The organism is Microcoleus sp. A2-C3 (genome assembly GCF_036706065.1).
Taxonomy (GTDB): domain Bacteria; phylum Cyanobacteriota; class Cyanobacteriia; order Cyanobacteriales; family Microcoleaceae; genus Microcoleus.
Genome location: NZ_JAUBVX010000025.1, coordinates 18,509 through 35,438, shown reverse-complemented (window position 1 = coordinate 35,438; position 16,930 = coordinate 18,509). Strand labels below are relative to the sequence as shown.

The following is a 16,930-nucleotide window of genomic DNA, read 5'->3' as shown; positions in this document are numbered from 1 at the left end:
AGATTTTAGATTTTAGATTCTAGTCAGTCAACTGACAGCCAGTAAATACTCGCTGTGCCGGCCCAGTCATGTAAATCCGCCCAGAAACTTCTGCCCATTCGATTTCCAAAACGCCGCCGGGGAGTTCAACTGAAGTTGTCCGATCGCACTTGGCGACCAACACCCCAGCCACCACAGCAGCACAAGCACCAGTCCCACAAGCTAGAGTAACACCTGCACCCCTTTCCCACACCCGCATTTTTACGTAGTTCGATCGTATAACTTGAATAAATTCCGTATTGGTGCGCTTGGGGAAGGCTGGGTGGTGTTCAAACCCGGGCCCGACAGTTTCCAAAGCAACAGCCGAAACATCGTCTACAAAAGTAATACAGTGAGGATTACCCATGCTGACGCAGGTAACAGACCAAGATTTATCAGCAACTTCGATCGGCACATCTATCACTTTCGCATCCGGTGCAGCTAAAGTTGTCGGAATTTCCGCAGCCAGCAGCCGGGGAACTCCCATATCCACCTTAACTTGACCGTCCGATCGCAATTCGGGACTAATCACACCAGCCAGAGTGTGGATGCGGTAGTCAGTTTTCGCCTTCTCACCTTCCAAATCGGCGATAAACTTAGCCAAACAGCGAATTCCGTTGCCGCACATTTCCGGTTCCGAACCGTCGGAATTAAAAATCCGCATCGTATAGTCAGTGCCGTTTTGACCCGGTAGGGCAAAGATCACGCCGTCTGCGCCGATCCCGAAATGTCGATCGCACATTTCGACAGCTTGTTCTGGTGTTAAAACTGGTTCTGAGGAGTGGCGGTTGTCAATCAGAATAAAATCATTGCCCAGTCCGTGATACTTCGCAAACTCGATCGGCATAAAAACAAACCTCTTTTGGTTAAAACTGATTAGTTGATACACTGCATAAAGTCATTAAGTCATTACTCATTTGCCAGTTGCGTCCCGCCCGGATGTCATTAGTTCTCAATCCTCACTCCTCAGTTGGCCACCCTACGACTAATGACTAATGACTAATGACCAATGACCAATGACCAAATTACCCATTTCCCAGTATGTCTGAATTTGAGACCGGATTGCCCAGCATTCGCTTAATACAAAGCTACATCAAAGAAAAAGAACAGGTAGAGATCAAACTCATGACCGGCGACTTGCTAGCCGGCAGAATTTTTTGGCAGGACAATAGCTGTCTTTGCCTCCTAGATCCCTCAGAAACACAAATTATGATTTCGCGATCGGCAATTGCCTATATTAAACCCAACAAGTGAGGAGATGGGAAGAGGGGGAGAGGGGGAGAGGGGGAGATGGGGAGAGGGGGAGATGGGGAGATGGGGAGATGGGGAGAGGGGGAGATGGGGAGAGGGGGAAAATATTCCGTCTTCCGTCTTCCTTCTTTCTTCTTCCGTCTTCCGTCTTCCTTCTTTCTTCTTCCGTCTTCCGTCTTCCGTCTTCCGTCTTCCGTCTTCCTTCTTCCTTCTGACTAATGTCAACTGTCAACTGTCAACTGACAACTGCCAACTGCCAACTGCCAACTGCCAACTGCCAACTGACTAATCGCTAAACAGCTTTTCGCTGACTTGGGCGGTGAGAAAAGGCAGCTTTAAGGCTGGTTGCCGAACTGGCGGTGAGGCAGTCCGCTGCATCAAACCGAGCTCGTAGAAGCCCCCACACAGCAACAAACGATCGCCCTCTTGCAAACTGGTAGTTGCGTCCGGCCAGCGAGTAAATTTCCCCTCCCGGCGGATTGCCCGCACCTGCACCCCGTACTGGATCAGCAAATCTACCTCTGACAGTTTTTTGCCCGCCCAAAGGCTGTTGGCTGGCAGCCTCAGCCACTGGCAAGAACTACCGCCCTGCGGCACTGCAACTTCGCCCTTCGCCAGCAACTCAAAGCTGATGATTTCTTCCGGTTCTCCCACTACCAAAACTCGATCGCCAGACTGCAAAGCTGTCTTGCCGTTGGGATAATCAATTTCCTCGCCATCTTGGCGGACGATCGCCATTACGCTGACCCCTGTCAACTGCCGCAAGTTAGTTTCTTCCAGAGTCATGCTGGCGATAGGAGAACCCTGCGGCAAGTTGTACCACTCGCTGTTCATATCTTGAACGGCCACCTTCAAATCCCGCGAAATCGCCAAAGGTTCGCGCGCTGGCCGCAATTCCAGATAACGGCTGCTGCGAATTTGCTGCACTTCCCGTCCAATTGCCATTGTTGAGACGCCCATGCCAGCCAGCAAGTGGGCAGACAGTTCTAAACTAGCCTCAAACTCCGGCTGCACAACTTCCCACGCCCCCAGTTGGTAAAGCAGTTCGATATCTTTATCTTTGTTGGCCTGCACGACAATATCCAAATCTGGAACTAATTCTAAAGCCCGCTTCAGACACAAGCGAGTGCTCATGGGATCGGGAAGGGCGATCGCCATTGAAGCGGCCCGTTCGATCCCGGCAGATTCCAAGACGTGCAAGCTAGCAGCATTCCCGTAAATGTAGGGAATTCCTAGCACTCTGCAATCTTGAATTCTCCTTTCTGACTCATCGATCACCACAATTGAACAGTTGCGGCCCTGCAGCATTTTGACTAAATTTCTGCCAACTCGCCCGTAGCCGCAAATCACAACATGATTTTGTTCCGGCAAATTTTCCGCGATTTCCACAGGTTGAGATGTTTCGTCAAAATATCGCTGCAAAGGCCCGAAATTTTCCGCCCAATTCAATAATTGCGGCACGCTTCTCAATACAAACGGAGTCAGCACCAAGGTGACTGCTGTCGTTCCTAAAATTAATAGATAAACTTCTCGCGAAACCAGTCCCATCATTTGACCGGAACTAGCGAGTACAAAGGAGAATTCTCCGATTTGAGCTAAGCCCAAACCTACGATCAATGCTGTTTTTAGCGGATAACCAAATAGTCGAACGAGCGGCGTGATTATCAAGAATTTGCCGACAAATACTAGAAATACCAGTCCGAGAATTAATTCTAGATGGCTCCAGAGAAACATCGGGTCGATTAACATTCCGATGGTGACAAAAAATAAGGATGCAAAAATATCTCGCAAAGGCTCAACGTAAGTTAGAGTTTGGTCGGCATATTCCACCTCCGAAATCATTAAACCCGCCACAAAGGCGCCCATCTCGATCGAGAAACCCAGATATTCTGTCAGCAGCGCAATCCCTAAAGCCAAAACCACAACTCCCAGCAAAAACAGTTCCCGGCTTTCCGTTCTCGCGAGGTAGCGCAGCAATTGCGGTACGATCCAAATGCCCGCCACTACTGCACCAGCAGCAAATAAGCTGATCCGCACCAGAGCCCAGACTACCGTCATGCCGATCGCCTCTGCGGGCTGATTGAGGGCCGGCAAAACTGCCAGCATTAGCCCCAAAGCCAAATCTTGAACTACCAAGATTCCCAGCATGACTTGCCCGTGGGAAGTACCGCCTTCATTGCGTTCCATCAAGCATTTGAGTACAACTGCTGTCGAGGAAAGCGACAGAATCGACCCTAAAAACACGCCTTGGGCGGGGGATTCTACCCAGCCTACAGCCAAGGAAATTGCAGTAGTAAAGGCGATCGTCAGCACAATTTGCAAGCCCCCCCCGCCCAGACTAATTGCTTTAACTCGATTTAATTCGGCAAAGGAAAACTCTACTCCCAAAGCAAACAACAGAAAGGCAACACCGAATTCAGCGAGGGTGTCTACCTGAATTAATTCTTTAATCAGCCCCAAACCAGCCGGCCCAATTACGATCCCTCCCAGGAGGTATCCGAGAATTACCGGCTGTCGCAACAGCGATGCAAAGAGTCCTCCTGCTGCGGCAGCAGCGAGAACTATAACTAAGTCAACGATCAGTCGGAAGTCTTCTTGCACAACTTTATGAAAAAAGTGTAAAGTTATATTATAGTGTTTAATGTGTTGACTATGTTGGGGGCGTTGATTATAGTTGAGTAGCAAGCCCAACTGCCACTGTTGAACAAGGTATTTTTTCATGACAAAGAGTTCTACTCCTCACAAAAAGCTCAATCTCTTGCAAGTTTATCGAGGGATTGGGGCGTTATTGGTGGTAATGTTTCATGTCAACCAGATGAGCACGGAGAGATTAAATCAAGTTACTTTTTTTAATCTATTTCAGGCTGGCTGGAGTGGTGTTGATTACTTTTTTGTATTGAGCGGTTTTATCATGGTGTATGTTCATCGATCGGCGATCGGGAAAAAAGACCAGTTAAAATCATTTTTAGTCAAGCGCTGCGTCCGAATTTACCCGATCTACTGGATAATTACTCTGATAGTTTTGTGTTTCTTTCTAGTTATTCCCGGTTTTGCTAATGCTCAAGATTTAAATTTTGGAAAGATAATTCTGTCGCTGCTCTTGATTCCTCAAAATGACAAGCCGATTCTGGATGTAGGTTGGACTTTAGTTTACGAAATGTATTTTTACGTATTGTTCAGCATAGCTATCTGGTTCAAGCCTAAACAGTCAGTGCCTATACTTTTGGCTTGGCTATTGATTACACTTCTACATTTTTCTAAAGTCATACAATTTTCCGATACTTTTTTCTTACTAAATCTAGTATTTGGTAATATGAATCTAGAATTTGTTTTGGGTGGATTGGCTGCTTATATAGTGATTAAATATAACAATAAAATTACCAATTACAGATGGTTATTATTTGGGATAGCCAATTTAGGATATCTTATATTAGCAATACTGGTAGCTTGGGGTAACATTGAGTTCGATCGGATCCAAACTTTTGCAGTGCTGGCCGCTCTGTTGATCGTTGCTGCAAGTTCGATCGACCTTAAGGATTCTCCGAGAATTCCTGCTCTTTTCATCTTCCTAGGCGATGCCTCATATTCAATATTTCTGCTCCACAGCCCAGTGATATCAGCAAGTACAAAAATTGTGCAAAAGGCGAATTTAGGAAAATATTTCGACGGTTTCTTTGCTCCGGCTCTGGTGGCATTGTTTGCCGTAGTTGTCGGCTGCATATTCTACTCTTTGATCGAAAAACCTCTGACGGTTTATCTGCGGAAAAATATAGTTGAAAAAATGAGCCTTCCAAAGACACAAGCAGGCTAATTGTGTGGTGCGTCGGGGTGAGATTGTCGATTTGATGCGAATATTGGCGATCCCGACGCACCCTACATCTGAGGCTATCGGATCACAAAAAAAGTGCTAAATTTGCCAGCTTTGTGTAACATTAGCTTGACAAAGGTTAAGGAAGCCTAACTATGCTCATGACTGTGAATCGAGGCAACTGCGGGCAAAGTGCGAACATATCTGTGGGTGCTATTTCCCGGTGGCGACAGTTGAAAGCAAATAAGCTAACGATAAGTTCGATCGCGCCTATGGTGGCCGGCTTTCTGAGTTTGGCCCTGCCGGTGCAAGCTTTGCAGGTAGTCGTGACACCACAAAATCCCGAACTGGGAGATACGCTGTCAGTAATCATTCAGGTTGACGGTAACGGCGGGGAAACTCCAACAGTTTCTTTACAGCAGAAAAACTACCCCGCGTTTCCGATCGGCAACGGCCGCTTTCGGGCCCTGCTACCGACGACGCCGGTAGAGAAACCCGGTGCCCGCCTTCTGCAAGTCTCCGGTGACGGACAAGTGCAGAAGTTGAACGTGCAAGTGCGCGATCGAGATTTTCCCACTCAATCCATCTGGCTGCCACCCGGTAAAGACGAAGAAGGTACAGATGCCGAATTCGATCCCGTGGACGCCTTTAAAGCACTGGTGACACCCGAAAAATTTTGGGATGGCAAATTATTGCGCCCTAACTCTGGCGAAGTTACCACTATTTACGGCGTGCAGCGATACTATAATGGAGTATTTGCTAAAGACTACTACCACCGTGGCGTGGATTACGGCGGCGCTTACGGTTCCCCTGTAGTCGCACCGGCCGCTGGTAGGGTTTCTCTCGTGGGACGGGAATCCCAAGGGTTCAAAATCCACGGTAATGTGGTTGGTATCGACCACGGTCAAGGGGTAGCAAGTATTTTGATGCACCTCAGCCGGATTGATGTCAAGGAAGGTGATTTCGTAAAAGCGGGTCAAGTAATTGGTGCTCTGGGGTCAACGGGGGCTGCGACAGGCCCTCACCTGCACTGGGGACTTTATGTGCACGGGCAGTCGATCGATCCGGTACCTTGGCGGCTTCAGGGAATTGAGTAGGACTTTTTACCGATTTTGACGAATTTAACGGTCAATTATGGGGTAAGTTTGTGGCTGGGGTACACAGATAAGTGTTCTAGGCGATCGGTATTGAGTTAGGATTTGTATGAAAATTCTCAACTCCACCATCGAAACTCGAATCTGAAGACGCCAGCAATTGCGTCTTTAAAAAACAAAACTGTATTAATGATGCCGTTGAGCGGGAAGCATATATGAGTATTGAAAAAATTGTTGAACAGGCTTTGCAAGACGGCTATTTAACGCCGGCTATGGAAGCTGAAGTGGGACGGATCTGCAATACGGCTTCTGAATTGTCGATCGAAGAGTACATGGCTCTCGATCGCCTGATGGGAGCTTTGTTGACTGGGGAAGTTGTGGTTTTGCCACGCAAACAGTTCATCAATGTGATGGAAGAGTTGGTGCTCAGCGATGCGATCGCTAGGGTGGCAGAAATTGAAGCGACGAGCGAGCTGAATTTGGATGTAGGAGATATTGCAGCTTATGCTTTAAATAGGCTGCCGCCTCTGTACGCTACGACGGAAGAGGGAGCTCACTTTCAAAGGGCTAGGGCTAAAGAACAACTTCACGATTTGATTTCCAAAGAAGTCAATGCAGCGATCGACCGCAACTTGGACAGACCAGATCCCGTCCACCCCACAGCTTTGGGCAAGTCTTCTGGAAGCGAAGTTCTGTCTAATCTCAGCAATTGGCTGCAAGCTAACGCTGTTAACTTTGAACTCCAGCCGTAGTACCACCTCCAACAGCTCTATTTTGGTTAAGTCGATCCCGCTCTATTCAGAAAGCGGGATTTTTAATTTGTGAGCCACAAACATTCATTGATCCGCAGAAGCCAGAAAGCAGAAGGGATTCATCAGAATGCCTTCGTCATAATTAAAGAAAAAAATTTTTAAGAGTTTTCTTGGTTTGTTACCTAAAACAAACAATTCCCTTTTCCTTCTTCTCTCTTCCCTCTGACTGATGACTGACGACTGACGACTAATGACCACTAATGACCACTGACTAATGACCAATGACCAATGACTTCAAACGATTAATTATTGCTCTCAGAAGAGTCTGCTGAGGGGGCGGCAGTAACTTTTATTTCTCGCTTTTCACGTTTTTTCCGTTCCGCTTGGATGACATCTTGAAGCACGATTCGCGCTTGGGCCATTTTTTCCAAATTGCTCCGGTACAAATCTAAATCTTTGCTAACTTTGTCTTCAGGGAGGTGCAAGGCCGCACTGATTTTGGCGATCGCGCCATTTCGCGTTTCTTGGTCTTTTACCATTTCGGGGTCAGCTTTTTCTAACAGCGAAAACAAGCCGATCGCAAATAAGCGACTGTACTTAAATTGAGCGTTGCTGGCGATCGCCCCTAAAGACGCTTGCAAATCTCCTGTATCCTCAAAGCTGGTTGAGCGATCGAGCCACGACAGCAACTCAGACCCGGAAAGTCGCTCGGCCAAGCTTTCCAATCTGTGAGCGTCTTGCTTGTAGCGATCGGGATCGTCTTCTAGGGACTTGCACAAAGCGTTAAAAATCGAAAGTCTATCTGCTTCTGGGGCGTAACCGAGCATGAATCGATCGAAAGCTGTCACCACACCCAAAGCATAAATCGGGTCGTATTGAAAATCGACATTCGCCAAAAGCAAGTGCATTTCTACCATCAACTCTTCCACCACTCGACGGTAAATTGAGTTAATTGGTCGAGTGTGAATCGTATAGAAACTTCGCTTAGTATCTGAAACAGTACGGTTATTGTTCACCTGAGTTTTATAGATAAATAATTTTGCCGCAGCCTATGGGCGAGCGCGGCATGAGTAAAGTCGGGGGAGTCGATTGGCGATCGCGCTGACAAAATTTGCCAGTTTTTTTCAAAGTGCAGCAGCCGGGAAGACAGACAAAATTTTATGAAAAAGATTTTGCGGGCGATCGGCAGCAACAATTAATAGGTCGCACTACGAGGACAAAAGCCAAGTATCTTTACAATCATAGCTTAGCTGGGATCGCTCAGAAATCTAATCTTTTGACTTGTCCAGCCCATCTCTCGCCAGCCATATCACAATAAATTTTTAATGTCAAGCCCAAATCCTCAAAAATCCCACAAAAATGACAATTTCTCCTGAACTAAGAACGTTAGCCCAGTACATGGCCGGTGAATTTGACAACCGGGAACAAGCCCTAGCAGACCCGGCTTGGTACGTTCACCTGCGTTTCTGGCAAAGACCATTGCCCGTGCCTCTATTTTCCGAACCCAGCATTGCCCTGTTTGCCGAACAAGCCAACATTCTGGAATTAGACAAGCCCTACCGCCCGCGAATCGTGCAACTGAGGTACGTGAAGACAGCACCGGGACTTATAGAAGCTCAGTATTATATGTTTAAGGATATCGAAACCGTCAAAGGAGCCGGTCGCAACCCCGACTTACTGGCAAAACTCAAGGGCGAGCAAATCGAACTTCTCCCCGGTTGCACTCTTTCCATTGCGGTGCAAAATTTAGGCTCAAATCGCTATCGTTTTCGGGCATCTCTGCCGGAGGGAACTCGTTGTGGATTTACCTACGGCGGGCAAAGTTACCAAGTAGACTTGGGGTTTGAAGCCGCAGAGGAGGAATTTCTCAGCTATGACAAAGGAATAAGCCCCACGACAGGCAAGGCTATCTGGGGAGCTTTAATGGGCCCTTTTAGATTTGTGAAGCGTCAGGATTTTGCTTCTGAAATATTGGCTAATACGCTTGGGATCAGATCGGACGGCGGTTGAAACCGCCTCTAAACAAACAAAGATCGGACGTACGGTTGAAACCGCGCCTACAAAAACAAAGTCCGCCTCCGCGGACTAAAGAAGAAGTTGACATTCTCACCGCCCTAAAAGTGCGGCGATTCCCAAACATCGCTATTTGGGTTCCTGTTTCATTGCAACTGCCTCCACCTCCCGAAGGGTTTTCCGGTCTTATGCTCGCTCCACAGGCTTTGGCTATTGCCTCCCGCAAGCCCTGCGGTAGACTTTTAATTAGAGACTAAAAGTCCCCCTAAAAGGGGGGAGGTTTCAACCCTCCGCTACGCTCCGCCCAATTTTTCGATGACGTAATTTTCACCGCCCGGTCTTCAACCTGCGGAGGCAGGTTTTGTTTGTCTAGACGCGATTTCAATCGCCCGGTTTTCTTCAACCTGCGGAGGCAGGTTTTGTTTGTCTAGACGCGGTTTCAACCGCCCGGTCTTCTTAACTTGCGCGTGGCACCCCCTCTAGAGCTTCTTCTTCCGTGTCAAAGATTTCAAACACAGAATCCATCATGGTGACTTCAAACACCAGTTTGGCTTCTGGATGAACATTGCAAATGCGGAAACTGCCCTTAACTTTATCCGCATCGCGCATACCGGCTACCAACGAGGTCAGGCCAGAACTATCGATAAAGTTTACCTGACCAAGATTCACGACGACATGACGGCTGAGTTTGGAAATACACTCTTGCAACTTGAGGCGGAATTGCCAAGCTGTCGTGATGTCCAACCGTCCTGTCGGTGCTAAGACGATAACTGTTGTACCGTCTTGAAGCGTGTGGGTTTTTTGATCAATATGAATCACTGACCCTTCCCTCAAAATTATTACTATTTATCGCGGTGGTTACTTTCTCAGTAGTTTAACTCAGGTCGGTGACTGCTGAGGCATCCAATTCGCCCAATCTTGCGGTTTTAAGAACTTCGAGTAGAGTTCGGCTTCTGGAGAGTTGGGTTCTGGCTCGAAGCAATATTCCCAGCGTACCAGAGGCGGCAGGGACATCAGAATCGATTCGGTGCGTCCGTTGGTCTGTAAGCCAAAGGTCGTGCCCCGATCGTACACTAAGTTAAATTCAACGTAACGGCCGCGGCGATAAAGTTGGAAATCGCGCTCGCGATCGCCGTATGCTTTCGATCGATGCTTTTCAACAATTGGGGTGTAAGCCGGCAAAAATGCGCGGCCGCAGTCCTGTACGAAGGCGAACAGCGACTCCCAGCTTCGGGGTTCCGGGTTGCCGGCATTCTTGCTGTACTCAGCGGCTTTGCCTTTGACGTTATGGTCGCGGTAAAGCGCGCCTTGAGCGCTTTGGTAGTCAAAAAACAGGCCGCCCACGCCGCGAGTTTCTTGGCGGTGTGGGAGATAGAAATATTCGTCGCACCAGAGTTTAAAAGTCGGATAATAGTCCGAGTGGTGTTTGTCGCAAGCTGCTTTCAGAGTTTTGTGAAAATGAGCTGCATCCTCAGCCAACGGGTAATAAGGAGTCAAATCCACACCGCCGCCAAACCACCAAATCGGCCCAGCCTCAAAATAGCGGTAATTGAGGTGAACCGTAGGCAAATAAGGATTGCGGGGGTGCAGCACCATCGAAGTCCCAGTGGCGTAAAAATCGTGACCGGCCGCTTCTGGGTGCTTCGCAAGAATCAAAGCCGGCAAACTTTCGCCCCAAACTTGGGAAAAATTAACTCCGCCTTGTTCAAACACATTGCCTTCGCGCATGACGCGAGAACGTCCGCCCCCGCCTTCGGAGCGTTCCCAAGAGTCCTCTTTAAATTTGCCACCACCGTCGAGCTGTTCGAGGGATTGACAAATTTCGTCTTGTAGGCTTTTCATAAATTGGCTGACTCTAGCTCTAGAATCAGCGGGCGGCAAAAACGGGGAAGTGGCTGTTTTAAGTGTTGTAGAAACTGTCATAAAATTTCTGTTGTCAGATTTAAGTCTGAGATGGGCGATGATTCCCAAATCCAGTCGCCATGTAATTATGCCACCGTAGGTCTGCAAATGATCGCAATGAAGATACATTAAAAAATAGCAACAAAAATATACTTAAACCTGCGATCGAAAATTCGCTAACCCAATTGCAGAGCTATGGTGGAGAACACAATGCCCGATACACTCGATATTAGTTCAGTCTTAGAGATCCTGCGACCAGTGCAAGACCCCGAACTACAAAAAAGTTTGGTGGAATTGAACATGATTCGTAACATTAAAATTGACGGCGGTACAGTCAGTTTTACCTTAGTGCTGACAACGCCTGCTTGCCCCCTGCGAGAATTTATTGTCGATGATTGCAAAAAAGCGGTCAAACAGTTGCCAGGAGTCGAAAAAGTGACCGTGGAGGTGACAGCGGAGACGCCGCAGCAGAAGGGAATGGTCGATCGCCAAGGCATAGAAGGAGTCAAAAATATTATCGCCATTTCCAGCGGCAAAGGCGGCGTCGGCAAAAGCACGGTGGCGGTAAATGTAGCTGTAGCACTGGCGCAAACTGGCGCTAAGGTGGGTTTACTCGATGCCGATATTTATGGGCCCAACGACCCAAATATGTTGGGTTTGGGGGACGCGAAAGTGATGGTGAGGGACGGAAAAAGCGGGGAAAGCCTCGAACCGGCTTTCAACTACGGCGTCAAATTGGTGTCGATGGCATTTTTAATTGAGAAAGACCAACCTGTGATTTGGCGCGGCCCGATGTTGAACGGGATCATCCGGCAATTCCTCTATCAGGTGAATTGGGGCGATTTAGACTATCTGATTGTCGATATGCCTCCGGGTACTGGAGACGCGCAGTTGACAATGGCCCAAGCGGTGCCGATGGCCGGTGTGGTGATTGTGACGACGCCGCAGACGGTGGCTTTGTTGGACTCACGCAAGGGATTGAAGATGTTCCAGCAGTTGGGAGTCTCGGTATTGGGAATTGTGGAAAACATGAGCTATTTTGTGCCGCCGGATATGCCTGACAAGCAATATGATATTTTCGGTTCCGGCGGCGGGGAAAGGACGGCTGCTGAGTTGGGAGTGCCGCTGTTAGGCCGCATTCCGCTGGAAATTCCGCTGCGGGAAGGTGGCGATTCGGGTGTGCCAATTGTGGTGGGACAACCGGGTTCTGCTTCGGCGAGGGAGTTGCGGGCGATCGCGGGTCGGATTGCTGGTAAGGTTTCTGTAGCAGCCCTAGCTTAACAAAGTTAGTCCAGGACGCACGGGTGTCGAGAAACCGGGTTTTTTAGGAAAAAACACAGGTTGCAGCCCTAGAATTGATAAAAACCCGGTTTCTCAGAGTCGCAGTGCGTCCTAGAAACCAGAAACGGTAAACTATAAACAGTCAAACTTAACTTTGAAACAATTATGATTTTTCCAGGTTCGGCAGTTCGAGTTAAAGATAAGGGCGAGATTTACTACGGCTTTCAAGGACTTGTGCAGCGAGTTACCGACGGGAAAGTCGCGGTACTGTTTGAAGGTGGCAATTGGGACAAGCTGATCACGTTCCGCCTTTCGCAGTTGGATCTCGTGGATGCTACGGCTGGCCGCGCGAAATAGTAATTAGTCAGTAGTCAATAGTCAGTAATCAGTAGTCAGTAATTATTGGTTACTGATTATTGGGAGAGATTCAAAAATAATAACTGTCAACTGTCAACTGTCAACTGTCAACTGACTAAACTATGCGTTTACCTTTACCCCAATTTGCAACAAAAGAGCGACATCCCGATCGCATTGCTGAAGTCATCGAGACAGCAACTTCGGAATTTTTGGCTCAATGTTTGGAACCGGAAGACTTGAGTTTTCCGGTGATGCCGCCTTTTGGGAGTTGGGTGAAGGCGGAAGATGAAGAGTCAAAAAATCAAATCTATGGCGTGGTTTATCATGCTACCACTAGCCCGATCGACTCGGTGCACAGAGCCCGCGCCTTGGGTTTGTCCCTAGAAGAGTTGCGGGAAGAACAACCGCAGATTTTTGCGATGCTCAAAACCGAGTTTCGAGTGGCGATTGTGGGGTTTGAGAAGCCACCGGAAAGGTTCAACGGCCACGGCCAATCGAGGGGTACAATTTATCAGTATTTGCCGCCACGCCCGCCGCAAATTCACCAGGCTGTTTATCGCTGCGAATCGGATGAGGTGATTGATTTTACGGTGCAGTTGGATTTTTTGAGGACGCTGCTGGGGGTGACTAATGCGCCTGTGGATGCACTGGCGGCGGCGACGATTCGAGAGATTTATCAGTTGCGGATGCGCGATCGAGCTTGGTTGGTAGAAGCCGGGAGGAATTTAAGTGTTTTGTTGAAGGATGATTATGACAGATTGCGGGTGATTTTGAGCCAGATTCATCCCTAGGATATGGTATAGCTTTTCTCAAAAAAATGAGGTACGCGAACGGCATAGGGCATAGGGCATAGGGCATAGCGCATAGCGCATAGGGCATGAGGCTCTCCTCACTTTTTTGATAACCGCTATAATTGTTTAAATAGCCGAATCTTCCCAGAATTTCCGATTATCGAACTGATAGCTCAATACGGTTCACTTAAGACAGATCTCCTTGGCACACCCATTAAAAAGGGGAGTAGGGGGTGGGACAAGAAAGCTCTCAAAGTCCCCGTTGCTTTCGGGGGATTTAGGGGGATCTCCGGGGCATAAATAGTGTTAAGTGAACCGTATTGACTGATAGCTGAGTTTAATGAAATATTTTTTATCTAAATCCTTACAGTTAAGCTAGTAAGCTGTTCTAAATTTAAATTGTGTGTGAAAAATCAATCAAACTCTTGTGGTACGTTGCTCCGACGCCGTACCGAATATGTAATTTAAATGGGCGACAGCTTAATAAATGATTCAAATCAACTCAACAAATGATGGGCGATACAAAAAACAAATCGGTATAACATTTGACATCAATAAAATATCAACAAATTCATATTCACTCAGTCGTTTATTATAGCATCGCTGATGTTATTCAATTTAATTCCTTAGCTAGATCGGGGGAAAGCAATAGTTCAGGAAATAGTAAAGTTTCTAAATAGTGAAAGTTGATGCCATAAAGTTTTTTGATGTCCTTGATTTGTCCAATAATCTGCTCCTTGTTGATACTCTGATTGCTTTTGATTCCCACAATCATTATATTCTTACTCGTATGTTCAGCAGCTATAAACTCAAAAACCTTGGTCTTGTAGCCAGACAATTCCAGTAGAAGTGCTCTTAATCCATCAGTTACTATTTCCGATTGCCTCTCTAGCAAAATGCCAGACTTCAGCAAATCCTTCAAAACCAGATTCGGATGAATTTGTTTCCTAACTTGCTTGTGGCAGCATGGTGCTAAAATAATCAAAGAAGAATCAGACTGTATCCCTTTATAAATCGCATCATCTGTTGCAGTATCGCACGCATGAAGCGCGATGGTTATGTCTGATTTTTCTGCGCTATAGTTACTGATATTTCCTTGTTTAAAATGTAAATCTTTAAAGTCAACTGATTGGGCAACAGAGTTACAAAAATCTACTAAATGTATTCTGCTTTCTATACCGACAACTGATGCTTCTTTATCTAAAATATTGTTCAAAAAATCATATATTGCGAAGGTCAAGTATCCCTTGCCTGAACCCATGTCAACTACAGAGATATGACTCTTCGCTGCCAATGCTGATGATTCAAGTAAGCCATGTATAATTTCCACAAACTTATTTATCTGTCTAAACTTATCTTCCATCGTTTTTACGACATTACCTTGACTATTGGTAATGCCTAATGCTGTGAGATATACATTATTTTCGGATTCAATATAGCGTTTTTTCTTGTGATCATGTTCCTGCGGAGTCGTATCAACAGGATTGGTAAAAGTAGGCTTAATACATTTAAGTTTAGGATTCTGATCTTTGCCATATTCAAGTTGAACATCTTGCTTGACCGAGAATAATCTAATACTCATAAATTCACTCCCAATCAGGGTTTTTATCAAATTTATCCCCTCTTCGATTGGGTGATTTTTGACTATTTCCTTAGTTTTATAGCTATAGGTAAAAGAAAGTTTTATGCTTGATTTAAATTGTACGATTCTCACAATGATTTTAGTTAAACCGTCTTCTCCTCCTCTATATTTTCCTAAAGTTAATCTGACAAATTCTTGATTCTCTATACTAGAACCTAGAATTAACTCGAATTGCTCTTGCGTGTTGATATTCATTATATTATTCAGTAGCCCTAGGGTTCGCAATCATAAATCCCAAAATTATATCCACAATCTCACAGTGACGCACCACACAATAGTCTGGTGCGTCACACGAATCATCGTCAAGTCGCTGAGGGAATTGTGATGTCAACAGATTGCACTTTCACCGAAGTTCCTAAACTCGATAACGGCGGTTGAATTGCCGCAGTATTTCCCACTACTAATGTCACCAGATTCTCCGGTTTCAAGTAAGTCTTGGCTACGCGCTGCACGTCAGCAATTGTGGCTGCTTCGATGCTGCGGCGGTAACGAAAAATGAAATCTTCGGGATAACCGTAGTATTCGTATCGCATTAGTCGCGACAAAGTTTGACTGGGATTTTCAAATTTGAAGATGAAAGAATTGAGGGTAGAATCTTTAGCAAAAGCTAATTCTTCTGGGGTAATTGCTTCGGTGCGGATACGATCGATCTCAGCGCGAATTGCCTTGATAAACGGTACTGTCGCGTCCGATCGCGTTTGGCCCCCAGCCACAAACGTCCCAGGATAGTCATATCTCGGACTCCAAGCCGCATAAACAGTGTACGCTAAGCCTTGGCGCGATCGCACATTATTAAACAAACGCCCGCCAAAACCATTCAGAACCCCATTCATCACGTCCAAAGCACCGTAATCTGGACTGCTGAGCATTCCGCCCAAATGCCCCATCTGCACGTAACTTTGACTCAATTGGGGCTGATCCACCAAAAATATGCCGCCTTGATTTGCGGGCGATACCGTTGGTAGTGCAGGCATTTCAGCACTTTGAGTCGGTAGCCAATTGCCGAATTTTTGCTCCACGAGCGATCGCATTTTAGCAGTATCAAAATCACCAGAAATACCCAAAATCATATTCTTGGGGTGGAAATACTTCTGGTAGAAACCCACCAAATCGTCGCGGGAAATATTGGCGATAGTCTTGTATTCTACCGTGCGCGCGTAGGGACTGCGATCGCCATAAATCAACTTTTGAAACTCGCGGCTCGTAATATCATTAGGATCATCATTGCGGCGGGCGATACCACCTTGCTCTTGATTCCTCGCTAAATCGAACTTTTCTTTAGCAAAAACTGGCTTCTGAATCACTTCTGCAAACAAGTCAAAAACAGGTTCCAAATCTTCAGTTAAAGCACTAAAATTAGTGTTACCAGAAGTAGCATCAATTCCTGTTTCTACCGAAGCAGCACGCTGTTCTAACAACTGATTTAATTCATCAGCCGTATGCCGACTTGTGCCACCAGTTCGCATCACTTCTCCCGTCAAACCTCCCAATCCAATTTTATCAGCAGGTTCAAAACGATCGCCCGTGCGAAATAATGCCGTCCCCCCAACTAACGGCAATTCTCTATCTTCCATCAGATACACGCGGATGCCATTTTTCAGCTCAAAGCGAGTGTATTTAGGCAGTTTAATTTCAGCCAGCGCCGGGAATTTTAATTCGTCATAGTGTTTGGGCCCAGCCGCTAAGGAAGGCAACAAATTAAACGTGCCAAGTGAAACAGTAAAAAAGCAAAGCGAGAGCAAAAATAACTTTACTTTCTTCAGTCTCAATTTAGTCCTTTTCATTCTTTTTCCAATGTTTCCTATGTTGACAATTCGAGGCAGAGCCTCTGGATCTGCGTTCCCAGGCAGAGCCTAGGAACCAGTAAATCTAGCTTTTATCCGAGGCCCGATCCCCCTAAATCCCCCGAAAGCAAGGGGGACTTTGAGAATACTCCTGTCCCCCCCTTCTTAAGGGGGGCTAGGGGGGATCTAGACCTAATCGCTAGACAGAATATCGGCACTAGGTTTCAGCTTAAATTG

General features: G+C 46.7%; 16 protein-coding genes. 8 read left to right on the top strand and 8 right to left on the bottom strand.

From position 1 onward, the window contains the following. Positions 1-19 precede the first annotated feature (19 nt). Complete coding sequence (gene dapF / locus QUB66_RS15390; protein WP_332966108.1) at positions 20-865, bottom strand: diaminopimelate epimerase; 846 nt, start codon at positions 863-865, stop codon at positions 20-22. 194 nt (positions 866-1,059) lie between these two features. Between dapF and QUB66_RS15385 the strand changes: the two genes are divergently transcribed. Next, on the top strand, positions 1,060-1,272 hold the full coding sequence (locus QUB66_RS15385) for an Hfq-related RNA-binding protein (protein WP_265239432.1): 213 nt from the start codon (positions 1,060-1,062) through the stop codon (positions 1,270-1,272). On the opposite strand, the gene QUB66_RS15380 is transcribed toward QUB66_RS15385, so the two are convergent. Together QUB66_RS15380 and QUB66_RS15375 are read right to left on the bottom strand one after the other, a co-directional pair. After that, positions 1,256-1,501, bottom strand: coding sequence for a hypothetical protein (locus QUB66_RS15380; protein ID WP_332966106.1), 246 nt, complete (start codon positions 1,499-1,501; stop codon positions 1,256-1,258). The two genes, QUB66_RS15385 and QUB66_RS15380, sit on opposite strands and share 17 nt — an antisense overlap. A 53-nt stretch (positions 1,502-1,554) precedes the next feature. After that, positions 1,555-3,870, bottom strand: a complete 2,316-nt coding sequence (locus QUB66_RS15375; RefSeq protein ID WP_265237931.1) for a cation:proton antiporter — start codon at positions 3,868-3,870, stop codon at positions 1,555-1,557. A gap of 118 nt (positions 3,871-3,988) precedes the next feature. Between QUB66_RS15375 and QUB66_RS15370 the strand changes: the two genes are divergently transcribed. The 3 genes from QUB66_RS15370 (at position 3,989) to QUB66_RS15360 (ending at position 6,923) form a co-directional block, all read left to right on the top strand. Beyond that, positions 3,989-5,080: an acyltransferase family protein gene (locus QUB66_RS15370; RefSeq protein ID WP_265237889.1), complete on the top strand. Its 1,092-nt coding sequence runs from the start codon at positions 3,989-3,991 to the stop codon at positions 5,078-5,080. A gap of 152 nt (positions 5,081-5,232) precedes the next feature. After that, the gene (locus QUB66_RS15365; protein ID WP_375339819.1) at positions 5,233-6,174 is read left to right on the top strand and encodes a M23 family metallopeptidase; all 942 of its coding nucleotides are present in this window, start codon (positions 5,233-5,235) and stop codon (positions 6,172-6,174) included. A gap of 212 nt (positions 6,175-6,386) precedes the next feature. Then, a complete protein-coding gene (locus tag QUB66_RS15360; RefSeq protein ID WP_265237890.1) occupies positions 6,387-6,923 on the top strand; it encodes a late competence development ComFB family protein in 537 nt (178 codons plus the stop codon). 302 nt (positions 6,924-7,225) lie between these two features. Here the strand turns inward: QUB66_RS15360 and psb29 are convergent, their stop codons facing one another. Then, positions 7,226-7,939: a photosystem II biogenesis protein Psp29 gene (gene psb29, locus QUB66_RS15355; protein WP_265237891.1), complete on the bottom strand. Its 714-nt coding sequence runs from the start codon at positions 7,937-7,939 to the stop codon at positions 7,226-7,228. A gap of 343 nt (positions 7,940-8,282) precedes the next feature. Here psb29 and QUB66_RS15350 point away from each other — a divergent pair, with 343 nt between their 5' ends. Continuing rightward, a complete protein-coding gene (locus QUB66_RS15350; protein ID WP_332966105.1) occupies positions 8,283-8,933 on the top strand; it encodes a chromophore lyase CpcT/CpeT in 651 nt (216 codons plus the stop codon). 459 nt (positions 8,934-9,392) lie between these two features. Here QUB66_RS15350 and QUB66_RS15345 read toward each other — a convergent pair whose 3' ends face one another. Continuing rightward, positions 9,393-9,755, bottom strand: coding sequence for an STAS domain-containing protein (locus QUB66_RS15345; protein WP_265237893.1), 363 nt, complete (start codon positions 9,753-9,755; stop codon positions 9,393-9,395). 60 nt (positions 9,756-9,815) lie between these two features. Next, the gene (hemF, locus tag QUB66_RS15340; RefSeq protein WP_265237894.1) at positions 9,816-10,859 is read right to left on the bottom strand and encodes an oxygen-dependent coproporphyrinogen oxidase; all 1,044 of its coding nucleotides are present in this window, start codon (positions 10,857-10,859) and stop codon (positions 9,816-9,818) included. 189 nt (positions 10,860-11,048) lie between these two features. Between hemF and QUB66_RS15335 the strand changes: the two genes are divergently transcribed. From QUB66_RS15335 to QUB66_RS15325, 3 genes are all read left to right on the top strand, one after another. Next, entirely contained in the window at positions 11,049-12,119 is a 1,071-nt protein-coding gene (locus QUB66_RS15335) for an Mrp/NBP35 family ATP-binding protein (RefSeq protein ID WP_332966104.1), read from the top strand. A gap of 165 nt (positions 12,120-12,284) precedes the next feature. Next, the gene (locus QUB66_RS15330) at positions 12,285-12,476 is read left to right on the top strand and encodes an NAD(P)H dehydrogenase subunit NdhS (protein ID WP_106149246.1); all 192 of its coding nucleotides are present in this window, start codon (positions 12,285-12,287) and stop codon (positions 12,474-12,476) included. Positions 12,477-12,598: 122 nt separating this feature from the next. After that, positions 12,599-13,267: an HAS-barrel domain-containing protein gene (locus tag QUB66_RS15325; protein ID WP_332966102.1), complete on the top strand. Its 669-nt coding sequence runs from the start codon at positions 12,599-12,601 to the stop codon at positions 13,265-13,267. 613 nt (positions 13,268-13,880) lie between these two features. Here QUB66_RS15325 and QUB66_RS15320 read toward each other — a convergent pair. Both QUB66_RS15320 and QUB66_RS15315 read right to left on the bottom strand, forming a co-directional pair. Beyond that, positions 13,881-15,104 (bottom strand): class I SAM-dependent methyltransferase, encoded by a 1,224-nt coding sequence (locus QUB66_RS15320; RefSeq protein ID WP_332966101.1) that lies wholly within the window; start codon positions 15,102-15,104, stop codon positions 13,881-13,883. Positions 15,105-15,211: 107 nt separating this feature from the next. Beyond that, the gene (locus tag QUB66_RS15315) at positions 15,212-16,693 is read right to left on the bottom strand and encodes a M16 family metallopeptidase (protein ID WP_332966100.1); all 1,482 of its coding nucleotides are present in this window, start codon (positions 16,691-16,693) and stop codon (positions 15,212-15,214) included. Positions 16,694-16,930 lie beyond the last annotated feature (237 nt).

Coding starts and splice junctions, on each gene's coding strand:
- QUB66_RS15370 (WP_265237889.1), top strand. CDS start 3,989: ATGACAAAGAGTTCTACTCCTCACAAAAAGCTCAATCTCTTGCAAGTT.
- dapF (WP_332966108.1), bottom strand. CDS start 865: ATGCCGATCGAGTTTGCGAAGTATCACGGACTGGGCAATGATTTTATT.
- QUB66_RS15385 (WP_265239432.1), top strand. CDS start 1,060: ATGTCTGAATTTGAGACCGGATTGCCCAGCATTCGCTTAATACAAAGC.
- QUB66_RS15360 (WP_265237890.1), top strand. CDS start 6,387: ATGAGTATTGAAAAAATTGTTGAACAGGCTTTGCAAGACGGCTATTTA.
- QUB66_RS15330 (WP_106149246.1), top strand. CDS start 12,285: ATGATTTTTCCAGGTTCGGCAGTTCGAGTTAAAGATAAGGGCGAGATT.
- QUB66_RS15335 (WP_332966104.1), top strand. CDS start 11,049: ATGCCCGATACACTCGATATTAGTTCAGTCTTAGAGATCCTGCGACCA.
- QUB66_RS15350 (WP_332966105.1), top strand. CDS start 8,283: ATGACAATTTCTCCTGAACTAAGAACGTTAGCCCAGTACATGGCCGGT.
- QUB66_RS15320 (WP_332966101.1), bottom strand. CDS start 15,104: ATGAATATCAACACGCAAGAGCAATTCGAGTTAATTCTAGGTTCTAGT.
- QUB66_RS15315 (WP_332966100.1), bottom strand. CDS start 16,693: ATGAAAAGGACTAAATTGAGACTGAAGAAAGTAAAGTTATTTTTGCTC.
- QUB66_RS15325 (WP_332966102.1), top strand. CDS start 12,599: ATGCGTTTACCTTTACCCCAATTTGCAACAAAAGAGCGACATCCCGAT.
- hemF (WP_265237894.1), bottom strand. CDS start 10,859: ATGACAGTTTCTACAACACTTAAAACAGCCACTTCCCCGTTTTTGCCG.
- QUB66_RS15365 (WP_375339819.1), top strand. CDS start 5,233: ATGCTCATGACTGTGAATCGAGGCAACTGCGGGCAAAGTGCGAACATA.